This window comes from Streptomyces sp. NBC_00663, assembly GCF_036226885.1.
Taxonomy (GTDB): Bacteria; Actinomycetota; Actinomycetes; order Streptomycetales; family Streptomycetaceae; genus Streptomyces.
The window spans coordinates 9,076,488-9,101,530 of record NZ_CP109027.1 but is presented as its reverse complement, the minus strand read 5'-3'; the positions used below and the strand labels follow the sequence as shown (position 1 = coordinate 9,101,530).

Annotated in this window: 25 protein-coding genes; 16 read left to right on the top strand and 9 right to left on the bottom strand. The window is 72.1% G+C overall.

Annotated features, from left to right (window positions below; translation table 11 throughout):
• Window positions 1–23 precede the first annotated feature (23 nt).
• The gene (locus OG866_RS41425) at window positions 24–932 is read left to right on the top strand and encodes a UTP--glucose-1-phosphate uridylyltransferase (protein WP_329342872.1); all 909 of its coding nucleotides are present in this window, start codon (window positions 24–26) and stop codon (window positions 930–932) included.
• Window positions 933–1,423: 491 nt separating this feature from the next.
• On the opposite strand, the gene OG866_RS41420 is transcribed toward OG866_RS41425, so the two are convergent.
• The gene (locus OG866_RS41420; protein ID WP_329342870.1) at window positions 1,424–1,888 is read right to left on the bottom strand and encodes a winged helix-turn-helix transcriptional regulator; all 465 of its coding nucleotides are present in this window, start codon (window positions 1,886–1,888) and stop codon (window positions 1,424–1,426) included.
• Window positions 1,889–1,981: 93 nt separating this feature from the next.
• Between OG866_RS41420 and OG866_RS41415 the strand changes: the two genes are divergently transcribed.
• The gene (locus OG866_RS41415; RefSeq protein WP_329342868.1) at window positions 1,982–2,482 is read left to right on the top strand and encodes a PaaI family thioesterase; all 501 of its coding nucleotides are present in this window, start codon (window positions 1,982–1,984) and stop codon (window positions 2,480–2,482) included.
• Between the two features lie 98 nt (window positions 2,483–2,580).
• Complete coding sequence (locus tag OG866_RS41410; RefSeq protein WP_329342866.1) at window positions 2,581–3,048, top strand: hypothetical protein; 468 nt, start codon at window positions 2,581–2,583, stop codon at window positions 3,046–3,048.
• On the opposite strand, the gene OG866_RS41405 is transcribed toward OG866_RS41410, so the two are convergent.
• Window positions 3,030–4,241: an MFS transporter gene (locus OG866_RS41405; protein ID WP_329342864.1), complete on the bottom strand. Its 1,212-nt coding sequence runs from the start codon at window positions 4,239–4,241 to the stop codon at window positions 3,030–3,032. The two genes, OG866_RS41410 and OG866_RS41405, sit on opposite strands and share 19 nt — an antisense overlap.
• A 352-nt stretch (window positions 4,242–4,593) precedes the next feature.
• On the opposite strand from OG866_RS41405, the gene OG866_RS41400 reads away from it, so the two are divergent.
• Window positions 4,594–5,268, top strand: coding sequence for a hypothetical protein (locus tag OG866_RS41400; RefSeq protein WP_329342862.1), 675 nt, complete (start codon window positions 4,594–4,596; stop codon window positions 5,266–5,268).
• A 122-nt stretch (window positions 5,269–5,390) separates the two neighbouring features.
• Here OG866_RS41400 and OG866_RS41395 read toward each other — a convergent pair whose 3' ends face one another.
• Window positions 5,391–7,442 carry a calcium-binding protein gene (locus tag OG866_RS41395; RefSeq protein WP_329342860.1) on the bottom strand — a complete coding sequence of 684 codons (2,052 nt, stop codon included), beginning with the start codon at window positions 7,440–7,442 and terminating at the stop codon, window positions 5,391–5,393.
• Window positions 7,443–7,566: 124 nt separating this feature from the next.
• Here OG866_RS41395 and OG866_RS41390 point away from each other — a divergent pair, with 124 nt between their 5' ends.
• Window positions 7,567–7,938, top strand: a complete 372-nt coding sequence (locus tag OG866_RS41390) for an antibiotic biosynthesis monooxygenase family protein (protein WP_329342858.1) — start codon at window positions 7,567–7,569, stop codon at window positions 7,936–7,938.
• A 41-nt stretch (window positions 7,939–7,979) separates the two neighbouring features.
• Here the strand turns inward: OG866_RS41390 and OG866_RS41385 are convergent, their stop codons facing one another.
• The gene (locus OG866_RS41385; protein WP_329342856.1) at window positions 7,980–8,717 is read right to left on the bottom strand and encodes a VOC family protein; all 738 of its coding nucleotides are present in this window, start codon (window positions 8,715–8,717) and stop codon (window positions 7,980–7,982) included.
• Between the two features lie 513 nt (window positions 8,718–9,230).
• Between OG866_RS41385 and OG866_RS41375 the strand changes: the two genes are divergently transcribed.
• From OG866_RS41375 to OG866_RS41350, 6 genes are all read left to right on the top strand, one after another.
• The gene (locus tag OG866_RS41375) at window positions 9,231–10,118 is read left to right on the top strand and encodes a TauD/TfdA dioxygenase family protein (protein ID WP_329342854.1); all 888 of its coding nucleotides are present in this window, start codon (window positions 9,231–9,233) and stop codon (window positions 10,116–10,118) included.
• Between the two features lie 43 nt (window positions 10,119–10,161).
• Complete coding sequence (locus OG866_RS41370) at window positions 10,162–10,425, top strand: hypothetical protein (protein WP_329342852.1); 264 nt, start codon at window positions 10,162–10,164, stop codon at window positions 10,423–10,425.
• Window positions 10,426–10,738: 313 nt separating this feature from the next.
• Window positions 10,739–11,863 carry an LLM class flavin-dependent oxidoreductase gene (locus OG866_RS41365; RefSeq protein ID WP_329342850.1) on the top strand — a complete coding sequence of 375 codons (1,125 nt, stop codon included), beginning with the start codon at window positions 10,739–10,741 and terminating at the stop codon, window positions 11,861–11,863.
• Window positions 11,860–13,260, top strand: coding sequence for an NtaA/DmoA family FMN-dependent monooxygenase (locus OG866_RS41360; RefSeq protein WP_329342848.1), 1,401 nt, complete (start codon window positions 11,860–11,862; stop codon window positions 13,258–13,260). The genes OG866_RS41365 and OG866_RS41360 overlap by 4 nt, the downstream gene beginning before the upstream one ends.
• Window positions 13,261–13,306: 46 nt before the next feature.
• Window positions 13,307–14,131: a DUF1684 domain-containing protein gene (locus tag OG866_RS41355; RefSeq protein ID WP_329342846.1), complete on the top strand. Its 825-nt coding sequence runs from the start codon at window positions 13,307–13,309 to the stop codon at window positions 14,129–14,131.
• A gap of 95 nt (window positions 14,132–14,226) precedes the next feature.
• Window positions 14,227–14,910, top strand: coding sequence for a DNA alkylation repair protein (locus OG866_RS41350; protein WP_329342845.1), 684 nt, complete (start codon window positions 14,227–14,229; stop codon window positions 14,908–14,910).
• Window positions 14,911–14,940: 30 nt separating this feature from the next.
• Here OG866_RS41350 and OG866_RS41345 read toward each other — a convergent pair whose 3' ends face one another.
• Complete coding sequence (locus tag OG866_RS41345) at window positions 14,941–15,723, bottom strand: DUF899 domain-containing protein (RefSeq protein WP_329342843.1); 783 nt, start codon at window positions 15,721–15,723, stop codon at window positions 14,941–14,943.
• A 135-nt stretch (window positions 15,724–15,858) separates the two neighbouring features.
• On the opposite strand from OG866_RS41345, the gene OG866_RS41340 reads away from it, so the two are divergent.
• Window positions 15,859–16,533: a phosphotransferase family protein gene (locus OG866_RS41340; RefSeq protein ID WP_329342841.1), complete on the top strand. Its 675-nt coding sequence runs from the start codon at window positions 15,859–15,861 to the stop codon at window positions 16,531–16,533.
• A 49-nt stretch (window positions 16,534–16,582) separates the two neighbouring features.
• Window positions 16,583–17,428: an alpha/beta hydrolase gene (locus OG866_RS41335; RefSeq protein WP_329342839.1), complete on the top strand. Its 846-nt coding sequence runs from the start codon at window positions 16,583–16,585 to the stop codon at window positions 17,426–17,428.
• Between the two features lie 12 nt (window positions 17,429–17,440).
• On the opposite strand, the gene OG866_RS41330 is transcribed toward OG866_RS41335, so the two are convergent.
• A complete protein-coding gene (locus OG866_RS41330) occupies window positions 17,441–19,264 on the bottom strand; it encodes a glycoside hydrolase family 15 protein (protein ID WP_329342838.1) in 1,824 nt (607 codons plus the stop codon).
• Window positions 19,265–19,602: 338 nt separating this feature from the next.
• Here OG866_RS41330 and OG866_RS41325 point away from each other — a divergent pair, with 338 nt between their 5' ends.
• On the top strand, window positions 19,603–20,451 hold the full coding sequence (locus tag OG866_RS41325) for a YhjD/YihY/BrkB family envelope integrity protein (protein ID WP_329342837.1): 849 nt from the start codon (window positions 19,603–19,605) through the stop codon (window positions 20,449–20,451).
• 6 nt (window positions 20,452–20,457) lie between these two features.
• Here OG866_RS41325 and OG866_RS41320 read toward each other — a convergent pair whose 3' ends face one another.
• The gene (locus OG866_RS41320) at window positions 20,458–20,892 is read right to left on the bottom strand and encodes a VOC family protein (protein WP_329342835.1); all 435 of its coding nucleotides are present in this window, start codon (window positions 20,890–20,892) and stop codon (window positions 20,458–20,460) included.
• A 139-nt stretch (window positions 20,893–21,031) separates the two neighbouring features.
• A complete protein-coding gene (locus tag OG866_RS41315) occupies window positions 21,032–22,189 on the bottom strand; it encodes an FUSC family protein (RefSeq protein ID WP_329342833.1) in 1,158 nt (385 codons plus the stop codon).
• 178 nt (window positions 22,190–22,367) lie between these two features.
• On the opposite strand from OG866_RS41315, the gene OG866_RS41310 reads away from it, so the two are divergent.
• The gene (locus tag OG866_RS41310; protein WP_329342832.1) at window positions 22,368–23,288 is read left to right on the top strand and encodes a glycoside hydrolase family 16 protein; all 921 of its coding nucleotides are present in this window, start codon (window positions 22,368–22,370) and stop codon (window positions 23,286–23,288) included.
• A gap of 71 nt (window positions 23,289–23,359) precedes the next feature.
• Here OG866_RS41310 and OG866_RS41305 read toward each other — a convergent pair whose 3' ends face one another.
• On the bottom strand, window positions 23,360–23,815 hold the full coding sequence (locus tag OG866_RS41305) for an Lrp/AsnC family transcriptional regulator (protein WP_329342830.1): 456 nt from the start codon (window positions 23,813–23,815) through the stop codon (window positions 23,360–23,362).
• Between the two features lie 79 nt (window positions 23,816–23,894).
• Between OG866_RS41305 and OG866_RS41300 the strand changes: the two genes are divergently transcribed.
• Complete coding sequence (locus OG866_RS41300; protein ID WP_329342828.1) at window positions 23,895–24,938, top strand: Glu/Leu/Phe/Val dehydrogenase dimerization domain-containing protein; 1,044 nt, start codon at window positions 23,895–23,897, stop codon at window positions 24,936–24,938.
• The last annotated feature ends 105 nt before the right edge of the window (window positions 24,939–25,043 follow it).

The following is a 25,043-nucleotide window of genomic DNA, read 5'->3' as shown; positions in this document are numbered from 1 at the left end:
GCCGCTCGACCGGGAGAAGCGTGATGTCCCCGACGATCCGCCGGGCTGTGATCCCGGCCGCCGGACTCGGTTCCCGGCTGCTGCCGCTGACGAAGGCGACGCCGAAGGAGATGCTCCCGGTCGGTGACAAGCCGGTCATCGAGCACACCGTGCGCGAGCTGGTGGACTCCGGCATCACCGACATCACCATCGTCGTCTCCGGCGGCAAGAGCCTCATCCAGGACCACTTCCGCCCCAACCCGGCCCTCGTCGAGCAGCTCCGCGAGGACGGCAAGACGGCGTACGCGGAGGCGGTGGAGGAGGTCGCGGAGCTGGCGCGCCGGGGCCACATCACCTACCTCGACCAGTACGGCCCCTACGGCAACGGCACCCCGGTGCTGAACGCCGCGCGGTCCTTCGGTGACGAGCCGGTGCTGGTGCTGTGGCCGGACGACGTCTTCGTGGCCGAGGTCCCCCGCGCCCAGCAGCTGATCCGCGCGTACGAGCAGACCGGCTGCCCGGTGCTGGCCCTGCTGCCGATGGATCCCGGCGAGTCGCAGCGCTACGGCGTGCCGATGGTCAAGGAGGACCTCGGCGGCGGCCAGCTGCGGATCACCGGGCTGGTCGAGAAGCCCGAGCCCGCCGCCGCCCCGTCCTCGTACGCGGCCATCGGCGGCTATGTCGTCACCCCCGGCATCATCGACGAACTGCGCGAGCAGACCCGCCGCTGGTACGAGCACCGGACCGGCGAGATCTATCTGACCGACGCCATCAACGCCTACGCCGCCACCCGGGCCGTGTACGGACAGGTCATCGAGGGCCGCTGGTACGACACCGGCAACCCGGCCGACTACCTGGTCGCCCAGATGGCGTTCGCCCTCGCCCACCCGGAGTACGGACCACTGCTGCGCGGCCTGGTCACCGGCCTGGAGGACGAGCCTCCACGACGGTGACGGTCGCTCTGCCAACGGCACGCGGGCCGCGCGACCGCCACCACATGGGGCCCCTCGACCTTGTTGAGGACGCTCTCGACGGCGTCGGCGGCTCCCGTGCCACCGAAGTAGGCCTCGGCGGTCCGGGCGAACAGGACGACCTTCCGCTTGAACTCCTGGAACATGGCGAGTGCCTGCGCCGTGCTGGACCAGGTGACGATGAACATCGTCAAGCCCAGGCCGATGGACTTCGCCAGGGTGTTCTTCCACTCCTCCGTGTCCTTCAGCTTGCCGTCGGCCCGCCCGTCCGCTTGCAGAGGGGCTCAGTGGCCGCCGTCTGAGCTTGCGCCGGTGGCGGGTTGACCACATCGAACAACAGGGCGACGGCGGTGATGGCCGCTGTGAGGGTCAGAACCCGACCGAAACGGACAGGTCTGCGTTTGCGGGGGGTCGCAGACGTGTTCTCTGCCCCTCGATGCAATGAATACATTGCCAGGTCTTATTAGCCTCGGTCACCTCAGCCTCGCCCCCGGCCCCGGCTTGACCGTCACGTCCCTGGGCGTCAACGCGCCGTGCTCACCGGTGCATTCGACGACGGCTCGGACAGGTGACCCGCAGTCGGTGTGCCGCATGTCCAGGACCGGTCCGGCCGGGTCCGGGGTGTGCGTCTCGCCCCACTGGCGCAGGGCCACCAGCACCGGCCACAGATCCCAGCCCTTGCGGGTCAGCCGGTACTCGTTGCGGGAGCGGCTGCCGGGCTCGCGGTAGGGGACGGTCGCGAGGATGCCCGCCTCGGTCAGCTTGCGCAGCCGGTCGCTGAGGACCGCTTCCGACAGACCGATGTGCTGACGGAACTCGTCGAACCGGCGCACGCCGTTGGCGGCGTCGCGCACGATCAGCAGCGTCCATTTCTCCCCGACCACGTCGAGGGTGCGCTGCACGGAACAGTTCTCGGTGCTGAATGCGAGCCAGTCCACCGAGCCATCGTAGCGAGCTGGCTTCATCATTGACAGTCAGGAGCGGGCGCGGCTAGCTTCGCTGTACAAAGTCAGCTGGGAGGCCGCAGGCGCATGGGACGCACACGTACTTACACATGGGACGACCCGCTGGTCACGGCCGGTGCCGTGGGCCGCTCGTCCGGCCTGGACTTCCTGCGCGACGTCCTGCACGCCCGGCTTCCGGCGCCGCCGATCTCGGCCACCCTCGACTTCACGCTCGACGAGGTGAGCGAGGGGCGCGCGGTCTTCTCGCTCGTTCCGGGCGAGGAGCACTACAACCCGATCGGCAGTGTGCACGGCGGCGTCTACGCCACCCTCCTGGACTCCGCGCTGGGCTGTGCCGTGCAGTCCACGCTGCCCGCCGGCATGGGCTACACCTCGCTCGACCTGAGCGTGAAGTTCCTCAAGCGGGTCTCGGTGGACACCGGGCCGGTGCGGGCCATCGGCACGATCGTCCACCGCGGGCGGCAGACGGCTCTCGCCGAGGCCACGCTGGTCGACGCCGAGGACCGTGTGCTGGCGCACGCGACCAGCTCGTGCATGCTCTTCCCGCTGCCGCCCACGCCCGCCTGAGCCGACGGCACGCTGGGCCGTTCGAGTGGTGGGTGCGGGCCGCCGGTCGTAACGTCGGAACCGGGACATCCGTCGGCCAGCGGCAGCGGGGAACGGCCATGCACCTACGCGCACTCACCACGACGGTCACGCTCTTCGCGCTGGCCACCCTCGCCACCGCCGCGGGCACACCGCCCGCAGCCCGGTCCGCGCCGGCCCCGGTCACCCAGACCGTCCAGCAGCGCATCGCTGTTCCGGTCCTGGTCGACTGTCTCTGGCACCCGCAGGTGCGGCCGGCCGACTTCATGCTGGCCTGCGGTGACGGCAACAGCCGGCTGGCCTCGCTGCACTGGTCCCGGTGGGACGCCGACGGGGCGCGGGCCCGGGGCGTGAACTGGGTCAACGACTGCAAGCCGTACTGCGCGGCCGGGCATTTCCACGCCTACCCGGTGACCGTACGGCTCGACCGGCCGCAGCCCTGGAAGAAGCGGCCCCAGGTGGCGCACTACTCCCGGATCACGCTCGAGTACCCGGCCGCGCGGCCGGAGCAGTTCGGACCGACCGTTTCCTATCCGCTCTGGGACTGAGCGGCGGCGGCCTGCTCGGGCTGGGCGCCCGTGATCACCTCGGAGCGGCTGCCGCCCCGGTCCATGCGGCCGCCCATGAACGCAAGGCCCAGTCCGGCCGCGCCCAGCGCCGCGCCGACCAGGGCCGGTGAGGCCCAGCCCCAGCCCGCGGAGATCGCGAGGCCGCCGAGCCAGGCGCCGCCCGCGTTGGCGAGGTTGAAGGCGGAGTGGTTGGAGGCCGCCGCCATGGTGGGCGCGTCCTTCGCCTTGGCCATGAGCAGCATCTGGACGGGCGTGGTGATCAGAGCGCCCATCGCGCCGATGAAGGTGATCGTCACCAGGGCGGGCACGGTGCTGTGGATGGTGAAGTAGAACACCACCAGCGCCGCGGAGAGCAGGGCGAGCCCCGCGTACAGCGTCGGGCGCAGGGCGCGGTCCGTGAGCGGGCCCGCGACCAGCGTGCCCAGGGTCATGCCGACGCCGTAGAGCGCGAGGACCAGTGTGGTCGAGGAGTCGGACAGACCCGTGAGGTGCGTCAGCATGGGCACCAGGTAGCTGTAGACGGCGAAGAATCCGCCGAATCCCACGACGGCCGTGGCCAGGCCGATCATCACCTGCTTGTTGCCCATCGCCCGCAGCTCGCGGCCGACGCCGGACTGCTGTCCCCGGGGTTGATGGGGGACGAAGACGGCCAGCGCGACCAGGGCGACGAGGCCGATGACGGCCACCGCGACATAGGCGGACCGCCAGCCCAGCTGCTGTCCCAAAGCCGTTCCGGCCGGGACGCCGACGATGTTGGCGATGGTCAGCCCGAGAAACATCTTGGAGACCGCGCGTGCGGCCCGGTCGGAGGCGACCAGGCGGGAGGCGACGACCGCGCCGACGCCGAACAGCGCCCCATGGGGCAGGCCGGCCAGGAAGCGGGCGGCGAAGAGCAGGCCGAAGTTGGGGGCGAGCGCGGATGCGACGTTGCCGATGACGAACAGCCCGGACAGGAGCAGCAGCAGCTTCTTGTGAGGGATGCGCGCGCCGAGGCCCGTCAGCACGGGGGCACCGACGACGACACCCAGCGCGTAGGCGGAGACGATGTTGCCCGCTTGCGGCACGGAGACGCCGACTCCGTCCGCGATCTGGGGCAGCAGCCCCATCGTGGCGAATTCCGTCGTACCGATGCCGAAAGCGACAACAGCCAGGGCCAGGAGAGCCAGTGGCATGGCGCAGGAGAACCTTTCGGAGGTGGTGCAGAAGTACGAGGGGGCGGGTCGAGGCCGCGTGGAAGCAGCTTCCCTCACCCGGCATCGTCGCCCGGCGCCCCCCAGGGCATGGTGAGCCCGTAACAAGTGCAGCAGCGCGGCGGAGCCGGGCATTCCAAGATCCCGGCCCGCTGCCCATGACTCATGTCACACCCGCATCGCCGACGCCCGGCTCACGCGCCCTCCCATGCCTCCGTGCGCCTGCCCCATCGGCCGGTTTTCGACCGTTGATCGAGCACTCGTTCGGCGTACTGGGTATTTGTCCCGAGTCGGCGCAAGCAGGTGCGGGAGGCAGGCGCAGGGGGCTGAGACTGTGGCACGCCCGTCATGGACGTCCGATCCGGTCGAGGAACAGCGTCGTCGAAAGCGGGACGTGGTGCGCCGGCTGCGCGCCCAGGGCCGCTACGGGCCCAGGTTCCGCGATGTGCTGCCCTCGTTCACGGTCCTCGCGGCGGCGGTGTGTGCGGCCGTGGCCGGACTCGTCGTCGGATTCCGCACCGTCGGGGTCGTCGTCCCCGTCGTCGGCGTCCTGCTGCCGGCGCTCGTCCTCACGGTCGCGTTGAGGCGCCGTCGCCCCGGCGCGCGGCGTCGACGCGGCCACTACACGCCGCAGGAGCTGGTCGAACTCGACATCCAGGGACTGGCCCTGGCCGTGGCGCGGATGCTGCGCCGGGACCAGTGGAAGGTACGGCTGTTACCGGCGCCCGACCGGCCCCGGCTGTGCGCCCGGCATCCGGACGGGCGCCGCCTCGACGTCGCCTTCCGGCCGGTGGCGGAACCGCTCCCCGACGAAGCCCTGCCCCACCCCCGGGCCCACCGGGAGGACCCGGACTCGTTCCTCCACCTGGTCGTGCACCGGGGTACGTTCCGGGCCCGCGACGTCCGATGGGCGCGGCGCGAGGGCCGGACCGTCCTGATGGACGGCCCGGCCCTGAACCGCTGGGCGGAGGGAGCGCCGCTCGACACGCTGCTCGCCGGGGAGCGGTGAGCGCGCCGCCGGCCGGGAAGGTCAGCGGGTCGACCGGAAGCCGGCCTGACCGGGTCGGCCGGGAAGGTCAGCGGGGCCCCGCACGTCGTCGTGCGGGGCCCGAGGTGTGGCTGGAGTGCGGGTCAGGGGCAGCTGATGCGGGTGTCGCCCGTGTCCGTCGTGCAGGTGTCCGTGTTGTAGCCGCCGTCGGCGGTGTCGTTGCCGGAGACGTTGTCGACGGTGTTGAGGTTGTCGGCGCCGTAGTTGCCCGTCAGGTTGTCGTTGCCGGGACCCCCGTTGAGGGTGTCGTCGCCGAAGTAGCCGTCGAGGCGGTCGTTGCCGTAGCCGCCCAGGACGGTGTCGTTGCCGTAGCTCGCGTTGACGGTGTCGTCGCCGCCGAGGGCGCAGATCACGTCGTTGCCGTAGGTGCCGGTGAGGGTGTCGTTGCCGCTGGTGCCGATGCGGGTGCAGCCGCGGGCGTTGTTGACGGTGGTCGTCGCCGTGGCGGTGTTGTTGCCGGTGCTCGGGTCGCTCTGGCCACCGCTGACCGTGGCCCGGTCGGTGAGGGTGCCGGTGGCGCGGGGTTCGGCGGCGATCGTCACCGTGGCCGTGGCGCCGGGAGTGAGGGTGCCCAGGGCACAGGTGGCGCCGGTGGCGGTGATGGTGCAGGTGCCCGAGCCGGTGGTCGCGGAGACGACCGAGGCGGCGACGCCGCTGAGGGTGTCGGTCAGCGAGACGCCGGTGGCGGAGGTCGTGGTGCTGTTGTTGGTCACGCGCACCGTGTAGGCGGGGCGGTCGCCGATACTGGCCGTGGTGGGGCCGGACTTGGTCACCGACAGGTCCACGCCGGTCGGTGGCGGCGGGGCGCTGCCGCCACCTTGGAAGCGGGCCAGGGCGAAGTCGCTGTTCGGTCCGCCGCCTCCGGCGGCGACGATCCTTCCGTCCGGCTGGAGGGCCACGCCGTAGGCCGCGTCGCTGCCGCCGAAGTCGGCGGTGGTCACGCCCGCGGTGCCGAAGCCGCCGTCCTGGCTGCCGTCGGTGTTGTAGCGCAGGACGGCGAAGTCGCCGCCGGACCCGTTGCTGCCGGCGATGACGATCCGGCCGTCGCCGGGCTGGAGCTTCACGTCCGCGGCGCTGCCACCGGCGGTGAGCACCTTTCCGTCGCCGTCGAAGCCGGTGTCCAAGGTGCCGCCCGGGTTGTAGCGGGCCAGGGCGAACCGGCCGCCGCTGCCTCCGGCGGCCACGATCTTGCCGTCGGGCTGCACCGCGAGCCCCTCCACGGACTCGTAGTCGCCGAAGTCGGTGCGTTCGATGCCGTCGCCGCTGAAGCTGGTGTCCAGGGCGCCGCTCGCCGTGTAGCGCAGGAGGACGAAGTCGAAGCGGGTCGTGCCGACTTCACCGCCGACCACGATCTTGCCGTCGGGCTGGAGCGCCAGGGCGCGGCCGTCGCCGCCCTCCTCCTGCGACTCCGGTGCCGGGTCGGTGCTCACCTGGCCGTCGCCGCCGCCGAAACTCGCGTCCGGGGTGCCGTCGGCGTTGTAGCGGGCCACGGCCACCTGGCCACCGCCGGTACCGACGGCCACGATCTTGCCGTCGGGCTGCACCGCGACGTCCCGAGCCTCGTCCGGGGCGCCGAAGTCGGTGAACACCCTGCCGTCGCCGCCGCCGAAGCCTGTGTCCAGCGTGCCGTCGGTGTTGTACCGGGCCACCGTGAACCAGCAGCAGTTCTCGTACCCCCGCCAGCTGCTGCCCACCACGACGATCTTGCCGTCCGCTTGCAGTGCCAGGGCCTGGGCCTCGCTCCACTGGAGGCCGGGGTCCATGTTGTTGACGGCGGTCGTGACCTTGCCGTCGCCCCCGAAGCCGGCGTCCGGGGTGCCGTCGGGGTTGTGGCGGGTCAGCGCGAAGTCGCTCTCGCCCAGCGAGTAGTCGGCGGAGGAGCCGACCGAGACGATCTTCCCGTCGGACTGCACCGCCACGTCATTGGCGCGGTCCTCGTCGGCGAGGCTGGTGAGCACCTTGCCGTCGCCGCTGAAGGTGGGATCCAGGCCGCCCGGAGCCGCGACCGCGATGCCGGGAAGGGTCAGGACAAGGGCCAGGACGGTCGCCGCCAGCGTCCCGGCCCGGGCCGCCGAGGACCGGCGGCGGCGCTCGCCGTGTCGCCGCCGTACCGGTCGCAGATGAGGTGTGAGCATGCGCGACAGCCTTCCGCCGCCCACCACCGAACCGGCGGCCACCACAAGCGGGGTTGCCCTCACCGGCCGCAGGAATCCATCCGGGCGGGTGAGCGGGCGGCGCGTCCGGACCTACGGTGGCGTGATGAGCGATCACCCGGAAGCGCCTGTCACGCCCGTGGCGGCCCATGAACCCCCTTACTACCTGGCGGTCTTCAGCGCGGTGCGGACCCAGGACCAGAGCGGCTTCGGCGAGACCAACGCCCGCATGGAGGACCTGGTGCGGAACATCCCCGGCTTCCTGGGCATGGACCACGCGCAGACTCCCGGCGGACTGGGCATCACCGTCGGGTACTTCCGTGACCCCGACGCCCTCGCCCAGTGGCGCACCCACGCCGAGCACCGCGCGGCGCAGCAACACGGACGGGCCGAGTGGTACGAGAACTACACGCTGCATGTGGCGAAGGTGGAGCGGAGCCACGGGTTCGTGCGTGCGGACGGCCCTGCGACGGAGTGACCGCGCTCCGAGGCCTGCCCGGCGGATCACGCGGACCGGCCCTAGTGGGCGAGGACGCAGAACTCATGGCCCTCCGGGTCGGTCAGGCATGTCCACGGCACGTCGCCCTGGCCGACGTCGAGGTCGGCGGCGCCGAGCGTGCGCAGCCGGGCCACCTCCGCGGCCTTGTCGTCGCCGGGGTACGGCAGCAGGTCGAGATGGAGGCGGTCCGGCACGGTCTTGGGGTCGGGTGTGCGGAGGAACTCCAGATAGGGGCCCGTGCCCTTGGCGGAGCGCAACGAGGCGTGGTCGTCGGCCACCTCGTGCACGGTCCAGTCCGTCGCCTCGCCCCAGAACCGGGCCATGGCCCGCGGATCCGCGCAGTCGACCACGACAGCGGCGACCGGCCCGGTGTCCCGGTAGATCTCCCGGGGCTCCAGCACACAGAACTCGTTGCCCTCCGGATCGGCGAGGACCGTCCACGGCACGTCGCCCTGGCCCACGTCGGCGGGCGTCGCGCCGAGCGTCTTCAGACGCGCGATGAGCTCGTCCTGATGAGCGGCCGAGGTGGTGGCGAGATCGAGGTGCACACGGTTCTTCGACGCCGACTTGGGTTCCGGGACGGGGACGACGTCGATACCGAGGACGACCGGGTCCGGCCAGACGAGACCCCCGGCGGGCCCGACATAGGTGGTCTCTCCGGCGCCGTACGCGCTCCAGTCGAGCGCCTGGGCCCAGAACCGGCCGACCTCCGCGGCGTCGAGGGCCTTCACGTTCACCATCACAGGTCGCAGCGCCATGCCGGCGATCCTATGCGGCACCCTCCGTTCCAGAGGGTGGGACGCCTGTTGGAGGGACGGGATTGCTGCGGTACAACTGTGCCCATGATCTCCGAGCTCCTGGTGCGACGCCTGGTCATCGACCTGTGCCGACGCGCGGGCTCCTGTTGTCCTTGATCCCGGCTCCCTGACTTGCCCTTGCCCGCGGTGACCCGTCCCGCGTGAGGGTTGTCGACGCCCCGGCGCCCGCTGGAGGCGCCCGTGTCCACAACCTCCGTCCAGGACACAGCTCCTGACTTCACATCAGCTCCCGCTCCCCTGCTCCTGCTGGACGAACCGTTCGCCGCGCTGACGCGTGAGCGCCTCCAGGAGTGCTGACCAAGAGCCCCCGGGAGCGTGGCCCTGGACCTGCCGATCACCTTGCCGCGCGGTGACGTCGACGCCGAAGAGCTGCGCGCGCGGGTGTCCCACGCCGTCAAGGCCGCGGCGGCGGCCTGAACCTCGTACTCACCATCCAGTGAAGGAAGTTGCCCCGTGAGCATGCTCAGCGAACGACCGTCCGTGACCGGGCAGTTGCCCCTCACCCCGCTCGGCCCGAGCTTCGGTGCCGAGCTCCACGGCCTCGACCTCGCCCGCCTCGACGACGACCAGATCCTCGCCCTGCGCGAGGCGCTGGTGACGTACAAGGTGCTGTTCGTGCGCGACCAGCAGGGGCTGGACGACGCCGCGCAGATCGAGTTCGGCCGCCGGCTGGGCGAGGTCACCGTCGGGCATCCCGTGCACGACTCCGGTGACGTGGCTCCCGAGGTGTACGCGCTGGACAGCCAGGACAACGGGTTCGCCGACGTGTGGCACACGGACGTGACGTTCGTGCGGCGGCCCCCGGCGATCTCCGTGCTGCGGGCCGTGGTGCTGCCGCCGACCGGCGGCGACACCAACTGGGCGGACAGTCAGCTCGCCTACGAGTCCCTGTCGCCGGGGCTGCGGGCCCACATCGACACGCTGACCGCCGTCCACGACGGCAGCCGCGAGTTCGGCTACTACCTGGCCCAGCGCAGACAGGGGCAGGGCAATCTGTGGGAGGGCGAGGTGTTCACCGCGCTGACGCCGGTGGAGCATCCGGTGGTGCGGGTGCACCCCGAGAGCGGTCGCAAGGGCCTGTTCGTGAACCCCGGGTTCACCTCCCACCTCGTGGGCGTCTCGGAGCACGAGAGCCGCGGTCTGCTCGACATCCTGTACGCCCACCTCACCAAGCCGGAGCACGTCGTACGGCATCGCTGGCGGGCCGGTGACGTCGCGCTGTGGGACAACCGCAGCACGGCCCACTACGCCAATCGCGACTACGGGGACCAGCGCCGGGTGATGCACCGGATCACCTTGCGGGGCGACACTCCGCGAGGTCCGGCAGCCGTCTCGGGCTGACACGGACGCCGGCGCCTCCCGGGGCGCCGGTAGTCTCCTGGCCATGGAGAACTCGGTCGAGACCGCGTGCCGGATCTGCGGGCTGGACGACGGCGAGGAGCTGTTCGACCGGCACGGCCTGCCTCGGTACGTCATCTGCGACTGCTGCTACAACGAGTCGGGCATCGGCGACGACACCCTCATGCAGGTCCGCGAACTCCGCGGCCTGTGGGTCGGCCACGGCGCCCGGTGGCACAACCCTGCCCGCAAGCCGGCGGACTGGGACCTGCTCGGCCAGATCGCGAACATTCCGCCCAGGTGGCGGTGAACAGGGCCGCACCGAGACGCCCTTGACACCCGCTGGGGCACGCGACGTACGTTGAACTCGCGAATTCCTGACGGGTGGAGGCCCTCGATGTACGTTCCTGGCGCGGCACCGCAGGGTGCGTGCACGGGTGCGTGGCTGATCACCCGGCGGCATGTCGACTACTGCCGCACCTCCTCCGCGGTCTGTCCTTCCGTACACGTCTGACCCCTGCCGGCCCGCCTCGCCGGCTGTCTCGTCGTGGCCCCGTACTCCGTGCCCCGCGCTTCGCGCTGTGCGGCTGCGCGTCTCCACGTGTTCTCGGAAGGAACGCCCCTTGTCCGGCCCTGCCCTGCACCTCGCCGTCGAGCTCGACGGCGACGGCGCCCATCCCGCGGCCTGGCGCCGCGCCGCCCACTCGCCCGACCAGTTGCTCACCCCGCGGCGCGTGGCCCAGGTCGCCGCCGTCGCGGAGAACGCCGGGTTCACCCTGATCACCCTCGACGACGGTGTACTGCCACCCGGGGCCGCGCCGAACCCGGTGGGCCGGATCGGCGCGGTGGAGCGGGCGGCCTTCGTCGCCGCGTCCACGAGCAGTATCGGGATCGCGCCCGTCGTGCCGCTCACCTATGCCGAACCCTTCCATGTCTCCAGCCAGTTGGCGTCCCTGGACCACCTCTCCGCGGGCCGCGCCGGGTGGGTGGTGACCGAGGAGGAGCAGCCCGAGGCGGCACGCGCCTGGGGACGCCCGCTCGTCGACGGTGCCGACGCACGGGCCCGGGAGTCCCGGGACGGGGTGGACGTGGCCCGGGCGCTGTGGGACTCGTGGGAGGACGACGCGGTCATCCGGTCCGTGGCCACCAGCCGCTACCTCGACCGCGACCGGCTCCACTCCATCGACTTCACCGGGGAGACGTACGCCGTCAAGGGCCCCGCGATCGTGCCGCGCCCGCCGCAGGGGCAGCTCGTCGTCCTGGGACGGCCGGACCGGGTGCCCGCCACGCAGCTCGACGTCGCTCTCGTCGCCGGCCGTGACCTGACGGCGGTGTCCGCCGCTGCCGCCGACGCCGGTACGCCCCGCGTCTTCGCCGAGGTGGAGGTGGCGCTCGACACCGCGGACGCCACCGCCGCCGCACGTGTCGCCGACCTGGAGGCGCATGCCCCGTGGCTCGACCGGGGACGGCTGCGACACATCGGCTCGGCCGGGCAACTGGTCGCCCTGCTCGGTGAGTTGAGCCGCCACGTGGACGGCGTACGGCTGCATCCACTGGTCCTGGACGAGGATCTGCCCGTCCTCTCCCGTCTCGTGCTGCCCGCCCTCTCCGAGCAGCGCCTCGTCGCCCGCCCGCTGCCGGGAACGTCCCTGCGCTCGACGCTGGGGCTGAAGCGCCCCGCCACCCGCTTCGCCGCATCGGCCCAGCCGGTCCAGCCGGTCCAGCCGGTCCAGGAGGACGCCCGATGACCCGCACCGACCCCCTCGACGTCCCCCGGCCGCACGCCCAGCTCCACCTCGGGGTGTTCTTCCAGGGCGTCAACCACTGGACCATCTGGTCGGCCCCCGACAGCGGCTCCCAGATCGACCCCGCCTCCTTCCGCAAGGTCGCCCAAACCGCCGAACGCGGCCTGTTCGACGCCTTCTTCCTCGGCGAGGGGCTGCGGCTGCGCGAGGTCGACGGAAAGATCCACGACCTCGACGTCGCCGGACGCCCCGACGCCCTCACCCAACTCGCCGCGCTGGCCGCCGTGACCCGCCGCATCGGGCTGGTCTCCACCTCCAACTCCACCTTCAACGAACCCGCCGACCTCGCCCGTCGCCTCTCCGGTCTCGACCTGCTCTCCGAAGGCCGCGCCGGCTGGAACGTGGTGACCACCGACAACGCCTGGACCGGCGCCAACTTCCGCCGCGGCGGCTACCTCGACCACGCCGACCGATACCGGCGTGCCGAGGAGTTCCTGACCGTGGCCCGCGCCCTCTGGGACGGCTGGGCCGACGGAGCCGTCGCCGGAACACAGGGCGCGCCCGCCTGGTCGGCGCCCGGTGCCGTACGCCAAGTCCGCCACCGCGGCCCGCAGTTCGACGTCGAACTCGCCCCGCCCCTGCCGCGCAGCTCCCAGGGGCACCCGGTGATCTTCCAGGCCGGGGACTCCGGCGAGGGACGTGACTTCGCCGCCCGCAACGCCGACGTCATCTTCTCCGCGCACGGCAACGACTTCGACGACGCGCTGGCCTTCGCCCAGGACATCCGCACCCGGCTGCGTGCCGTCGGACGGCCCGACGACGATCTGCGGATCCTGCCCGGCACCGAGATCATCATCGGCTCGACCGAAGAGGAGGCCGAGGAGAAGAAGCGCTGGATCCGGCTCCAACAGGTCACCCCCGCCACGGCGTTGGGGATCGCCTCACTGCTGTGGGGCATCGACCTGTCCGACCGTGACGCCGACGGTCCGCTGCCCGCCGAGGACCCGGTCGTCGCCGAGAACGACGGTTCCTTCGGCGCACGGCGCATCGCCGACCCGCGGGCGGTCGTGGCCGAGTGGCGGGCGAAGGCTCAGGCGCACGGCTGGTCGCTGCGCGAGACCGTGATCGCTCTCGGGCCGCAGCGCGGGCACGTCGGCACGCCGTCCGCGCTGGCCGACAAGTTCGCCCACTTCGTACGGCACGGCGCGATCGACGGCTTCAACATCACGCCGTACCTCGTCCCCGACGGCCTCGACGACATCGTCGACCTGCTCGTACCGGAACTACAGGATCGCGGGGTCTACCGCACCGAGTACACCGGCACCACCCTGCGCGGCCACCTCGGCCTGCGCGAGCCCCTCACCCACCGGTCCGCCCCCGACCGGCGCCAGGCGAGCTGACCGAACGCCCCGACCGCACACCCGCCCCGCACCCCGAGGAGAACTCATGACCATCGAGGCGACCGCCACCGACCTCCAGGCCTTCACCGAGAGCTGGCTGGAGTGGTACCGCGCCCAGGAGGCCCGGCTCGCCGCCCCGCACGGGTTCCTGGCCATCACCGGACTGCACTGGCTCAATGACCGGCCCCAGCGCTTCCCCGACGCACCCGGCGCCTGGCACACCGGCCCCGAAGGTGTCGTCGTCACCCTCGGCGAGGGCGAGGAACTGGTCGTCGACGGCACCCCGGTGCACGGCGAGCACCGCTTCGGCGTGCTGCCCGAGCGCGGCGGCGTCGACGCGGTGTGGGGCGACGCCGTCATCGAGGTCGCCAAGCGCGGCGGCAACGACATCGTCCGCCCCCGGCACCCGGACGCCGAACTGCGCACGGCCTTCACCGGCACCCCGGCCTACGCCCCCGACCCGCGCTGGGTCGTGCGGGGGCGCTACCTCCCCTTCGACGTGCCGCGTCCGACGACCGTGGGAGCCGCGGTGGAGGGCCTTGAGCACGTGTACGACGCCCCGGGCCGGATCGCGTTCGAGCTGGAGGGGCGTGAGCTGTCCCTGACCGCGTTCCCCGGGCATGCCGAGGGCACCCTGTCGGTGCTGTTCACCGACGCCACGTCCGGGGTCACCACCTACGCCGCCAACCGCACCCTGACCGTGGGGCCGCCCGCCGCCGACGGCACGGTGGTCCTGGACTTCAACCGGGCCGCCAACCTTCCCTGCGCCTACACGGACCTCGCCACCTGCCCGCTGCCGCCCGCCGAGAACCGCCTGCCGGTGGCGATCGAGGCGGGCCTGAAGATCCCGCGCGAGCGCGGCGGCGTCTGAACCGGGGTGCCGGCGACGGCCGGACGAGGTGACGGGCGGCCCTCCCCCGTAGGCTGGCGTGGCTGAATTTCGCCTGGGACGGACGGGAGGCCGCGGTGGCCGAGACCACGCTCGAAGAGGTGCTGGCCGAGCTGGCCCGGCTCGAGGACCCGAAGGCGCGCGCGGTGAACGAGCGGCACGGGGACGACCACGGTGTGAACCTCGGCAAGCTGCGGGCCCTCGCGAAGCGGCTCAAGACACAGCAGGATCTCGCCGAACGCCTCTGGGAGACGAGCGACAGCGCGGCGCGGCTGCTGGCGCTCCTCGTCTGCCGCCCCAAGGCGTTCGGACGCGAGGAGCTGGACGCCATGCTGCGCGAGGCCGGCGCACCCAAGGTGCACGACTGGCTCGTCAACTACGTCGTGAAGAAGAACCGGCACGCCGAGGAGCTGCGTCTGGCCTGGACCGCCGATCCGGACCCGGTGGTGGCGAGTGCCGGCTGGGCGCTGACCACGGAACGGGTGGCGAAGAAGCCCGAGGGGCTCGACCTGGCGGGGCTGCTCGACGTCATCGAGGCGGAGATGAAGGGCGCCCCGGAGCGTCAGCAGTGGGCGATGAACCACTGTCTGGCCCGGATCGGGATCGACCATCCCGCGCATCGGGCCCGTGCGATCGCCATCGGGGAGCATCTGGAAGTACTGAAGGACTATCCGACTCCCCCGGGCTGCACCTCGCCCTTCGCACCTGTCTGGATCAACGAGATGGTGCGCCGACAGCACGGCGGGGCATCAGGAGCCTGACCGCCTCGCCGATGCTGTCGGCGGCGCCCGTCAGTGGCAGTGGCCCTGGCGGCCGAGGGTCTCCACCGGGGTCGCGCCGGGGCGGGTCCACTGGGGCACGGGCCGGCTGGTCGGGCCCCAGGTGGGGTTCCCGTCCGCGTCCGAACGCCAGGACCAGCACGCGTTGTCCCCGGCCGGCCATCCCTCGGGCTTGTCCTCCCACCGCTCGCCGCGGCCGTAGGGCGTCATGTCGAGCAGGGCGAGGGAGCCGTTGACCCGCTCGTTGCCGCGGCCCGTCGTGGAGTACGTGAGGAAGACGCGGTCGCCGTCGCGCAGGAAGCAGGTGAGGTGGCCCATGTCGTCGCCGACCGGGGCGGCCAGGTCGCGCACCGAGTACCAGGGCTGGGTGTAGCCCATGAACTCCACATAGGAGGCCACCTCCTCCCAAGGCCCCGTGGTCAGCACGGCGAACGACACACCGCGGGCGTTGAGGTAGACGGCGTCCCGCAGATGCCAGGCCGTCGTCGTACATCCCTCGCACTGGCCCTGGTGCGGCGCTCCGTCGTACCACATGTGCTTGTACACGACGAGTTCGTCGCGCCCCTCGAACAGGTCGAGGAACGGCACCGGCCCCCGCGGTCCCACGACCTCGACGGTTCCGTCGAACTCCACCATCGGCAGCCGACGGCGGTCCGCGGCGAGGGCGTCGCCCTGCCGGGTGTGGGCCTTCTCGCGGACCAGGAGTTCGTCGCGGGCCTTCTGCCAGGTCGCCATGTCGACGACGGGCGGGCGGCCGGGCAGCGCGGTGGTCGGGTCGTCCGGTGCGGTCGTCATGGCGGGTCCTCCGGGAGGGTGTCGGGCGGCGTCGGGCGCCGCCCTGGGTCGGTCAGTCACCACAGGAGACTCCCGGACCGGCCGAAACTCATCGCCGGGGTGCCTGACGGACCGCAGACGTCGGATGATCAGTGGATGCGCCCGCTCAAGCACGGCTACACCAACCGCACCGCCACCGATGGCACCGTCGTGGCGAAGACCTACGAAGGCCCGGGCGCCGACCTGCGGTTACGGGGCGAACGCCTGCTCCTGGAACGGCTTCAGGGCCGGTTGCCCGTGCCGCCTGTGCGGGCGGCCGACGCGCGGACCCTGACGCTCGGCCTCATGGCGGGCGTACCCGGCCAGGAACTCCTGGAGGAGCAGCCGGCGGCCGTGCTGGCGGGCTGCGGCGAGATGCTGCGCCGCATCCACGCGACTCCGCCGGACGTCCTGGCGGGTGACGGCGGCGAGGCGGCGGCGGGCGGGGTGCTGGTGCACGGTGACTTCGGTCCGCAGAACGTGCTGCTCGATCCCGGTACCTTCGCCGTCACCGCGGTGGTCGACTGGGAGTTCGCCCACGTCGGCGATCCGGTCGAGGATCTGGCGTGGTGCGAGTGGATCGTACGGATGCACCATCCGCACCACCGCCACCACCTCCCGGCGTTCTTCCGGGCCTACGCCGCCCAGGTGCCGCCCTGGCCGGTCCGCAGGCGCGCGATGCTGGACCGGTGCGAGGCGCTGCGCCGCTTCTGCGCACGCGAGGAGCCGGACGGCCCGGGGGTACGGCTGTGGCGCGAGCGCACCACACTGACCAGCGGCTGGCGGGAGTGAGCGGTAAATCCTTTGAGACGGGCCGGTGATCCCTCCTAGGTTGGCCCGCGTGACGTTCCAGGTGCCCTACCAGTCGCTGCCGGTCGATCAGTCGGACGTCCGCTACGTCCACGGTCCCGACTCGGTGGTCCAGCCAGGCGTGCCGGCCGGCGAGACGATCGCGTTCGACTGGCACGACAGCACGGTCTACCCGGGCACGTCCCGGAAGTTCTGGGTGCATGTGCCCGCCCGGTACGACCCCGCGCAGCCCGCGTCGCTGATGGTGTTCCAGGACGGATGGTGGTACCTGGACCCCGCAGGAGAGGTCCGCGGTGGGATCGTCCTGGACAACCTCGTCCACAGCGGCGACATCCCGGTCACCATCGGCGTGTTCGTCGACCCCGGCGTCTTCCCCGACGCCGAACGTCCGAAGAACCGCAACACCGAGTACGACGCGTTCGACGACCGGTACGCCGGTTTCCTCCTGGACGAGATCATCCCGGAGGTGACGCGGCGCTACACCATCGCCGAGGACCCCGACCGGTGGGGCATCTGCGGCGGCAGCAGCGGCGGCAACTGCGCCTTCACCGCGGCCTGGCTGCGCCCGGACCGGTTCCGCCGTGTCATCGGCTACCTGTCCAGCTTCCCGCAGATGCCGGGCGGCAACCCCTACCCCGAACTGATCCCCGGCGTTCCGCGCAGACCGCTGCGCATCTTCCTCCAGGCGGGCCACCGCGACCTGCGCTGGAACGAGCCCGAGGGGAACTGGCTCGCCGCCAACCTGCGCGTGGCCGCCGCACTCGCGGAGGCGGGATACGACTTCCGCCTCGTCCTGGGCGACGGCGGCCACAGCCCCAACCACGGCGGAGTCCTGCTCCCCGATGCCCTGCGCTGGTTGTGGCGGGCGGACCACTGACGACAACCGGCGTCAGCGCTGCGCCCGGTCGGACTCCTCGTCCAGGGCGAGTGCCGCCGTGATCAGGGCGAGATGGGTGAACGCCTGGGGGAAGTTGCCCAGTTGTTCACCCGTGGGGCCGATCTCCTCGGCGAACAGGCCCACGTGGTTGGCGTAGGTCAGCATCTTGTCGAAGGCATAGCGGGCCTGGTCGTGGCGGCCGGCGTGGGCGAGGGCGTCGACGTAGAGGAAGCTGCACAGGGAGAAGGTGCCCTCGCTGCCACGCAGGCCGTCCGGGGAGGCGGCGGGGTCGTAGCGGTAGACCAGGCTGTCGGAGACCAGTTCGGCGTCCATGGCGTCGAGGGTGGACAGCCAGCGCGGATCGCGTGGGGTGAGGAAGCCGACCGTCGGCATGAGGAGCAGGGAGGCGTCCAGGACGTCGGTGTCGTAGTGCTGGACGAATGCCTTGCGGCCCTCGTTCCAGCCGCGCTCCATGATCTGCCGGAGGATGGTGTCGCGGGCGGTGGTCCAGGCGGTGAGGTCGGCGGGCCGGGCGAGTTCGGTGGCGACGCGGATGCCCCGGTCGAAGGCGGCCCAGCACATCAGACGGCTGTAGGTGAAGTCCTGGCGGCCGCCGCGGGTCTCCCAGATGCCCTCGTCCGGGCGGTCCCAGTTCTCCGCCAGCCAGTCGAGCACGCCGGCCAGTCCCCTCCACCCGTCGTAGCCCATGAAGTGCGCGAGGTCGTCGGTGCGGGCGAGGGCGTGCACCGCCTCGCCGTAGATGTCGAGTTGGAGCTGGTCGGCGGCTCCGTTGCCGATACGGACGGGCGCGGAGCCGCGGTAGCCCGCCAGATGGTCGAGGGTCTCCTCGGTCAGGTGGGGGTCGCCGTCGACGCGGTACATGATCTGGAGCGGCTCGCCGGTGACGGTTCGGCCCTCGCGCAGGCGCCCGCCGAGCCAGTGCCGGAAGGCGTGGGCCTCCTCGGCGAAGCCGAGGCCGAAGAGGGCGCGCAGGGACAGGGAGGCGTCCCGGATCCAGGTGTAGCGGTAGTCCCAGTTGCGTTCGCCGCCGACCTGCTCGGGCAGGCCCGCCGTGAGGGCGGCGACGGGGGCGCCGGTCGGGGCGTAGGTGAGCAGCTTGAGCGTGATCGCGGATCTGTGGACGGTCTCCTGCCAGCGGCCCCGGTAGCGGCTGCGGCGGATCCAGCGGTACCAGAAGGCCCGGGTCGCCTCGAACTCGGCGAGGATCCCGTCGACCGTCGGCGGCGGGGGCGGCTCGCCGCCCGCCGCGCACACCGTGAGTACCACGGCCGCCCGCTGTCCCTGCGCCAGCTCCACCACGGCTCGTACGTCGTCGCCGTCCCGCTCCAGCGCTACCGGTCCCGCCGTCCGCAGATGTGCGTCGATGCCGGGACCGGCAAAGTGCGCCGCGCCGTCCCGCAGGGTGAGGAGGTGGGATGCGCGGCCGTAGTCGAAGCGCGGACGGCAGGCGAGGGAGAAGCGGACCCGGCCACGGGTCACCCGCATCGCCCTGACCAGCCGGTGGCGGTCCGTCGCCGTTTCCGGGCGGTCCACGGGCATGAAGTCGACCACCTCGCCGACTCCGTCGGGGGTGAGGAAGCGGGTGATGAGCACCGCGGTGTCGGCCAGGTACAACTGGCGTGTCGTCACGTCCGCGCCGTCCACGGTGATCGCGAAGTGACCGCCGCGGTCGGGGTCGAGGAGGGCCGCGAAGAGGCTCGGCGAGTCGAATCTCGGTGCGCAGAACCAGTCGATCACACCGTCCGAGGAGACGAGTGCCGCGGTCTGGAGGTCGCCGATCACTCCGTGGTCCGCGATGGGCGGATAGGGCCGCATGAGGCTTCCTTCCGGTCCGGTCCGGTGCGGTTCCTGCCCGTGGGACCGCGGGTTCTCGGCGCCGTCAGGGCGGCCCTGAGGACGGCCGAGTGGTCATGGACGCGTTCCGCCCTCTCGGGCCGCCGCGGTGCCGGTCCGCGTCCGCCGGCCTGGTTAGACCTTCCGCGCCACGGGTGCCGCGCACCACGAGGAAAGGGCCGTTCGGGTGATGTGCGGTGGGGTGGGGGGCCTGGCGTACCGCGGCGGCCGGACGCCCCGATCGGGTCAGCCCCGCTCGACGCCCCGGGGGACCGCGCCTTGACTGGCCTCGACGGCGCGGCGCACAGGTGGGAGGCGCGATGGCGTGGACGGCGCGTCTGGAGCGCCTGCGCGGCCGTGCCGAGCAGCGGTTCCCCGTCGTGAGCGAACTGACGGGCCGGTTGCTGACCGCGAACCTGCTGGACGCGGGGACCAGGCTCGCCGCTCAGGCGTTCCTGGCCGCGGTGCCGTTGTTGTTCGCGCTCGCCGCCTTCGCCCCGCTCGGCGTCCGCGACCAACTGCGGGAGTCGCTGCGCGCCATGTTCGGTCTGACCGGTGGGACGGACCTGGAACTCCAGCAGGTACTGGGCCAGTCCGCCGACGACAGTCTGCGCGAGACCACCGGCGCCCTCGGTCTGGTGGTAGCGCTGGTGTCCGCCACCAGTTTCAGCAGGGCCATGGCCCGGGTCTGCGAGCGGGCCTGGCGGCTGCCGAAGGCGGGGACCAGGGTCGCGGGCTGGCGCTGGCCGGTGTGGCTGCTCGTGCTGATGCTGGTCGTCCTGCTCCAGGGCCCCCTCCGCACCGGCTTCGGCCTCGGCGGATGGCTGGGGATCCCGCTCTACTTCCTGGCGAGCACCGGCGTGTGGCTGTGGACGCAGCGTCTGCTGCTGGCCGGACGCGTGCCGTGGCTGCCGCTGCTGCCCGGAGCGGTGCTGGCCTCGGCCGCGACCAGCGCCCTGGGCCTGACCGCCCGCCTCTACATGCCCGGCGCGCTCAACCGCACCCTGGACGAGTACGGTTCGCTCGGCCTGGTCCTGACGCTGCTGTCCTGGCTGATCGTGCTGTGCGCGACGATCACCTTCGCGGTGACGATCGGCGCCGTGCTGGCGGGGGAACCGCCCCTCGACCGGTTCCTGTGGCGCGACGGCTCCCCTCCTGAGCGTCCTTGAAGGCGTTCAGTCGAGGCAGAACTCGTTGCCCTCGACGTCCTGCATATTGATGCAGGACTCGTTGACGCCATCGGCGCGCAGCAGTTGCACACGCACCGCGCCGAGCGCGACCAGCCGTGCGCACTCGGCCTCCAGCACGGCCAGGCGCTCCTCCCCGACGAGACCGGTGCCGACCCGTACGTCGAGATGCACCCGGTTCTTGACGACCTTGCCCTCGGGAACGCGCTGGAAGTACAGGCGCGGGCCCACTCCGGAGGGATCAGCACAGGCGAACCACGCGTCGCGGTCCTCCGGGGCCTGGGCAGCGTTGAAGTCGTCCCAGGTGGCGAACCCCGCCGGTGGCGGCGGTGCCACGTACCCCAGCACCTCGCACCAGAAGCGGGCGACGCGTTCGGGCGACGCGCAGTCGAAGGTGACCTGGACCTGCTTGATCGTTGACATCGGCGCACCTTAGCAAGGGGGTGCGGTCATTCGATCCAGCCGTACGACAGGTGCGGGGTTCACGGAGGGCTTCGAGGAGGATGCGGGCGGACGCGGAAGGTCAGATGCCGTTGACGGCCCGATGAACCGGCTACCGGCCTCACACCCGTTTCACACCCAGATGGCCGGCCAGTCGGTGCGCCTGGGCGAGCAGTGTTCCGTACGTGACCAGCGCGTCGGGGTCGTCCGGTGCGGCGCCCGGGAGCTGTCGTCGCAGGGTGTCGAGGGTGCGTCGCAGTTCCGCGGCGGCTTCGTGCAGTGCCGTGGCGGCGGTCTCGTCGGGGCCGTGCGCTGCGAACCGGTAGCGGCCGTAGAGGTGTACGGCGCGTGCCGTGTCGTGGAGGAAGTCGGCGTAGGCGCTGGTGACGTCCGCGGCCGGCTCGGCCGTCGTGCCCTCGGCCACCTCCCGCACGGTGCGGGTCACGCCCGCCGTATGGACGGCGACGTAGTCCAGCACCGCCAGCGCGTCGCCGTACGTCGTGCCGTGCGGCGCGGCGCCCCGGCTCCGGGAGCGCAGGAGATTGCCCCTGAGGCTCTCCTCGCTCCAGCCGATCGCCGACCTGGCCTGGTCGACCAGGCGTCCCAGGCGCAGGGCGCGCTCGTGCCATCGGCCGGCCTCGTGACCGTCCCACGCGGCGTCGGTGAGTCCGTCCGCGACCGCGTCGAGGATGTCCCGCGCCTCGTCGGCGGCGTCCGCCAGGGCAGCGCGCGTGTCGCGCAGGTACGTCGGGGGCCTGACCAGCGCGTTGACCGTCACCCCGACCACCGCGCCGAACACCGCCTCGCTCAGCCGCGCCGCCGCCCCGGCGAGCGTGACCGGGCCGCTCGTCAGGACGAACAACGCCCCGGTCGCGCCGAAGACGCCCTGACTCCCCAGACGCCGCCACTGTCCCAGCAGCAGCACCGCCGGCAGGACGACGGCCATCGTGACCATCGCGTCCCCGAGCAGCATCGCCGTGGCGGTCGCCACCGCCGTACCGACGGCGATCGCCGCGAGCTGCTGCAAGCCGTGCGCGACCGACCGGTACACCGTCGACTCCACCAGCGCGACCGCCACCCACGGCGCCACGAACGCCATCGGGGCCGCCAGCCACCAGCCCGCCACGGCCCACGCCACCCAGGCCGCCAGCGCCGCCTTGCAGGCCTGCGCGACCATGTCCCGTTCGCGCCCGGGGCCCGCCCACGCGCGCCGTACGGCATGCGCGGCGGCCCCGGCTCGCCACCTGACCGCCCGGGACGTCCTGCCGATCCACTCCATGGCACATCAGGTGCCACGTCTGGCACGAGACGCACCTTCGAGATCTCGCGGGCGGCGGCGCGACGGAGTGCGGGGGTCCGGTTCCGGGGCCGGTGCGGGGGTGGCTCCGGCACGGCCCCGCGCGCGAGGATGCTTCCTCGGGCCTTTGAGAGCCGGTGAGCATCGAGGGAGCCTCGGGATGGGTTCACATGCGGCGCGGCACCATCACCACAAGGGACTTCTGGTCCTCTCCGCGGTCACGCTGACCGCGGCCGGACTGCTGGGACTCCCCCGCGCGGACGGGGCACCCTCGGCGGACGGGGCCGCCGACGCCTGCCGCACCACGAGCGTGAACCTGCCCCGGGGTGACTGCGGACCCTTCTGGCAGGTTCTCGCGGAGGACTTCAACGGCGACGAGGTGCCGCTGGGCGCGTTCAGCGACTGCGAGCACCACGTCGACACGTCCGCGGCCTACTGCGGGGGCCTGAGCGGCACCTACCGCGACAACTGGTGGGCCTATCCGACCGGTTGGCGCGACACCGCCAACAGCCGGGACCGGGACGTGGTCGGTGTCTACCACCCCGAGGACACCGTGAGCGTCGGCCCCGCCGCCGACGGCGACGGGCGGATGACCATCCGCATGTGGCGGCCCGCCGACGGCGGTCCCGTGCACGCCGCCGCGGTGGTTCCGCGGGCCGTGATGGAGATGGCGTACGGCAAGTACAGCGCGCGCATCAAGGTGACGAAGGCGGCTCCCGGCTACAAGTCCGCCTGGCTGCACTACGGCGGCGGCTGCGAGATGGACCATCCCGAGGGCGAGTGGACCGGGTCGCTGACGGCCTTCCATCATCCCTGCGGCGGCGGAGAGCAGGGCTTCTTCCCGGGCGCTGACGACTGGACCGAATGGCACACCGTCTCCACGGAGTGGACGCCGGGCCGCGTCCGCTTCTTCGTCGACGGCCGGCGGATCGGACAGGACACCCGCGAGGTCCCCGACCAGCCCCTGTCCTGGGTGCTCCAGAACGAGAGCGCGCTCGAAGGCCCCGGGGCCGCACCGGGCAGCAGCGCACAGCTCGACATCACCTGGGTCGCGGCGTACGCGTACGACTGGCAGAAGTAGAGCGTCATCTCCGACGACGCGCTCGCCTCCCGGTGTCGCGTCGGATGTCCTCGATGTCCTGGTCGCTGAGTTCACGGCAGCGGATCGAGGACCGGGTTGGTCAGGTGCTGGTAGATGATCGAGGTGCGGAAGCCGACGATCTCGCGGCGGTCGGTGAACTGGTCCAGGAGGAAGGCGTGCAGGTGGTCGATGTCCTGGGCGGTGACATGGACGAGGAAGTCGTCGCTGCCGGCCATGGTGTAGACGGAGACGACTTCCGGGAGCCGGGTCACCGACTGCTCGAACGCGGCCACGACATCGCGGCGCAGCGGCCGGATCTGCGTGGCGACCATCGCCTGGACCGGCCGGTTGAGCGCACGCAGGGAGACCTGCGCCCGGAATCCCTCGATGACGCCGCGCCGCCGCAACAGCCGGGTGCGCTCCAGACAGGTGGAGGGCGCGATGCCGACCTTCTCGGCGAGCGCGCGGTTGGAGAGCCGACCGTCCACCTGTAGATGGTGCACGATCGCCGAATCAACTTCGTCCATGGCTGCCTCCACGGGTCGCATTCCGAATTTCCTTCGGCCGAAGGCCGGTTGGGCCGTGCACGACCCTAGCTTCGGCTCCATGAGCCAAGCATTCGCCCATGAAGAGGTCGTCGTCCGCCGCGGTGTCCGGTCCGGGCTGCCGATCATCGTCGCCATCCACTCACGGACGCTGGGACCGGCTGTCGGCGGGTGCCGGATGCGCCGGTACGACACCTGGCGGGACGGACTCGCCGACGCCCTGCGCCTGTCGGAGGCCATGACCTACAAAGCGGCCGTGGCCGGCCTGGACTTCGGCGGCGGCAAAAGCGTGATCGCCCTCGACCGGGACACCGACCTCACCCCGGACCTGCGCGAGGCCGCCCTGGAAGACCTCGGTGAACTGGTCGCCTCCTGGCAGGGGTCGTACCGGACCGGCCCCGACATCGGCACCGGGCCGCAGGACATGACGGTCCTGAAGCGGTTCACGCCGTACGCGTACTGCGCGCCCGAGGAGGACGGCGGGACCGGCGACTCCGGCGCCCCCACCGCCACCGGGGTGCTGGCCGCCCTGCACGCCGGTGCCCGGCATGTCTTCGGCGACGCCTCCTGCGCCGGCCGCACGGTGGTCGTCAGCGGCTTCGGTTCGGTCGGGGGCGGCGTCGCGGCCGGGCTGGCCGCCGAGGGGGCGCGGGTGCTGGTGTCGGACGTGGCGCCGGCCCGCAAGGACGCCGCGCTGGCCGCCGGGTTCGGATGGGTCGAGCCTGACGAGGCACTGTCCGTGCCCGCCGACATCCTCGTCCCGGCGGCCGTGGGCGGGGTCCTGAACGAACAGACCGTGCCCCTGCTCGCCGCGCCCCTGATCGTCGGCCCCGCGAACAACCAGCTCACCGAGGATTCCGTAGCCGACGCCCTCGCCCGGCACGGCGTCGTCTGGATCCCCGACTACGTCGCCAGTGCGGGCGGCGTCGTCTACACGCTCGGCCGGGAATCGGACCACTGCGGCCACGAGGCCGCGTACCGACGCGTGGAGGGGATCGGCGACACCGTCAGCCACGTTCTCGAGCTGGCCCGTTCGACGGGCGTGACCCCGCTGCGGGCCGCCCGGCAGCTCGCCGAGGCCCGCCTGCGGGGCGGCGTCGGCTGAGGATCATGCGAGCCGTCGCACGAGGAAACAGGCGGCCCCGTCTCGGACTCCGACGCAGGCGCGGACGCAGTCCCAGGCTCTGGCTCTGGCTCTGGCTCTGGCTCT